General features: G+C 60.5%; 2 protein-coding genes. Both read right to left on the bottom strand.

Annotated features, from left to right (window positions below):
* Nucleotides 1–1,055: glycine/sarcosine/betaine reductase complex component C subunit alpha (gene grdD, locus RTU96_RS13870; protein WP_312637242.1), on the bottom strand; the 1,055-nt coding region annotated here is incomplete at its 3' end.
* Between the two features lie 12 nt (nt 1,056–1,067).
* On the bottom strand, nt 1,068–2,609 hold the full coding sequence (gene grdC, locus RTU96_RS13865) for a glycine/sarcosine/betaine reductase complex component C subunit beta (protein WP_312637241.1): 1,542 nt from the start codon (nt 2,607–2,609) through the stop codon (nt 1,068–1,070).
* Between the last annotated feature and the right edge of the window lie 239 nt (nt 2,610–2,848).

Genomic DNA, 2,848 nt, shown 5'->3' with positions numbered 1-2,848 from the left:
GCGTAAATCCCCGCCTTCCACAGCACGCGCACCGCGTCCTCCAAATCCATCACCTCGATGCCCGCGATGCTGGCAGTCACCGGCTCGGCGGGCGGGGCTTTCACTTCCTCCGTCTCGGCAGCAGGCTTAAGGCAGGCGGTCTTCCGGGCCTCCAAAAGCTTGTTCAGCCCGGCCTTTTCCGCCTTGGCAAATTCCTCTTTCGCCACGTCGAACACCTTACCCCGCACAAGCTGGGCGGCAAACTCCAGTGCGTTTGCAATCAGCGGCGCACCAGAAGCACGGGAGATGATCAGAATCAGCTTTTCATAGCCCTTGCCAATACCGGGGCCATAACCATACCCGCTGGACTCAAAGCTGCCGCCGGTGGTGTAGGCCGAGAGCATTTTAATGAGGACGTTTCCGGTGAGGGGGTCCGTTACCAGCACGTCCGGCGTGCCCTGAAGCACATCGTTCCCCCGCAGCACCGCGCCCCCGTCGGACCGGGCAGACTCCGCGAACCGGAAGGAATACCCGCCCGCCTGAAGCTGGCGGAGGGCTGTTTCCGTCTGACGCGCGCCGTCCACGTTCAGGATTCCCACGGTGGGGTCGGCAATGCCGCCGGCCTTGGCGGCAATGATGCCGTAGACCGCGTTTTTAATCATACCCTCCACCCGGTCGGCACTGGAGGTGCCGGTGGTGGTGGCGATAAACATCTCCCGGCCCTTGGCGGGCGTTACCACCCGGCCCACGGTAGACACGCCGATGGGGAACGGAAAGTGCATGGTCACAGCCCCATCTACCGCGCCGCTGTCTACCAGCTCCTCCATTTTCTTGTGGCCCTCGTCCTCGCCTGATACCCTCACGGTGGTTACGCCCGGGGCTTCCAGCGTGCCGATATAGTACACGTCCACGCCCCGCTTCGCCGCCATTTGGGCGGCGGCGATGGCATTTTCCTCGCCGTGCTCGCTGCCCATTCCCGTCAGCGCAATTTTGGGACGAACCCCGTAGGAGCCGCTTTCCAGCCCCTCTGCCATCTCCAAGAAGGTTTTGGCGATGGTTTTTTGAAGATTACTCATGCCGCACCTCGCTCAATCTGCCTGAGCCAACAATGTGGCCGCAAATTCCTTCATCGCCTTGGCAATCATGTCCCGCACCTGCGCTTCACCCACGCCCGCTTGAGCGTCCTGTGCACCGGCGTTTTTCTGGACGACGAAGGACACGCCGTCAAACAAGTTGGTCATGCGCCCAAGGAACAGCGAACCCTTGCCCACAATCATGACCCGGCTGATCTCCCCCGCCAGCAGCTCCTCCCGGGCAAAGCCCAAATAAGGCACGCCGGAGGGAATGTGCCCCTGCGTGGGTGCCCAGCCAGTCAGACCGTGCTTCACCGTGAAGTTTGCCAGCTCCGCCTTTTCCAACTCTCCCCGCTTCACCGCCAGCGCGGCGATCATCTTATAGTTGGAAAGGGGCACGTCGCCCGCCCCGGCGGGCTTTGTGATGTCGGGATTCTGCATCTCGGGGGAGTATTTATCAATGTCGGTGATTTTCAGGCCCGCCCGGTCCAGCGGGTCGGTGACTAGGCTGGAAATGACCGCCTGAGGCGCGGATCCGGTGCCCACGCTGTGGCGGCCCAGCAGCTCCAGATTGATTTCCGGGTTCACGCCGTCGTTCTCCGTGACCACCACGGCAAAGCCCGCCACCATATCCTCCAAAATGGGAAGTCCCTTTTTCACATGGTCCTTGCCGTTCATGCCAAGCTTCGCCGTGCAGCCTCCGGCGGTGACCACCACGGTTTTATATGCCCCGGCCTGCACCAGAGCGGCGGCCTCGATCATCGCGTGGGCGGGAGCAGCGCAGAAGCTTCTAAGATCGGAGCCGGTGGCCCCGGAAAGGCCCGCAATCTCTGCGGCGGCCTTGGCAAAGTTGCCGCCGCCCCGCTGGTTCATGTCGCCGCAGGCTTCTTCCGCACAGTCGATGACGTAATCCACCTGAGACTTTTCAATTCCCGCGTTTTTCACGGCGGTGAGCAGCGCCAGAACGGAGGACGCCTTGGACACCAAGTTTTCCATCATCACATGGGCGGAGAGGTTTCCGTCGATGTCGTGGGCGCGGTTTACGCAGCCAACCAACTTGTCGTGGTGATACAACCCCTCGGAATGCTCCTGCTCCACCAGACGGGCAATCTCCGCGCCGTCAATTCCGTCACGAATGCGGGCCAGAATCGTCTCGTCTATCATGGGATTTGCGGCAAGGTCACTCTTGTGGGCAGTCACAAAATCCCGGTCCAGCTTCACAAGGTCGAACACGTCGCAGCTTTGCAGCAGCAGAAAAAACTCCTCTTGGGGCATCATCTGGCCGAATTTGCCGAAGCGCCCGTTTACGTCGCAGGTTTTGTCATACCACGGCTGCTCCACGGCGGCAAGCTCCGCCGGGGTTTTGTTGCCAATATAGACCTGATTGGGCCAGTAGGACAGGGCCTGCTCAAAGCTGCGCAGGTGGGCGGGCAGCGCCTTTAAATACTCGCTTTCCGGGTTGACGATGCGCTCCGTGGTCTGGGTGGTGCCGCTGCGCAGCACCATGTCCGGCGTGTGGGCCAGAATGTAGCCCGCGCCCTTGATGACACTTTTCATGGCAAAATACCGTCCTCTCTGCACTTTCAAATCAATTTTTTAGGTGTTCCCGGTCCTCCGGCTTTTGGGGAAATCTCTTCATTAGGGGAAATCTTACATTAAATATAACGACGCACATTTTATAAGGTATGACGCAGCATTTGTAGACAACCGCTGCGGAGAGACGCAAGGGCATGGCGCGTTCGCGCCTCTCCCCGGCGGCTGCCGGGATTTCCTCTTAAAACGGAGGGGCGGCGGCT

The sequence above is a fragment of the Oscillibacter sp. genome, from assembly GCF_032018205.1.
In the GTDB taxonomy this organism is placed as follows: domain Bacteria; phylum Bacillota; class Clostridia; order Oscillospirales; family Oscillospiraceae; genus Oscillibacter.
The sequence above is the reverse complement of the archived record's forward strand: the minus strand, read 5'-3'. Positions and strand labels throughout refer to the sequence as shown.

What these genes read in the sequence shown, in the direction of transcription:
- grdC (WP_312637241.1), bottom strand. Translation starts at nt 2,609, where the DNA reads ATGAAAAGTGTCATCAAGGGCGCGGGCTACATTCTGGCCCACACGCCG.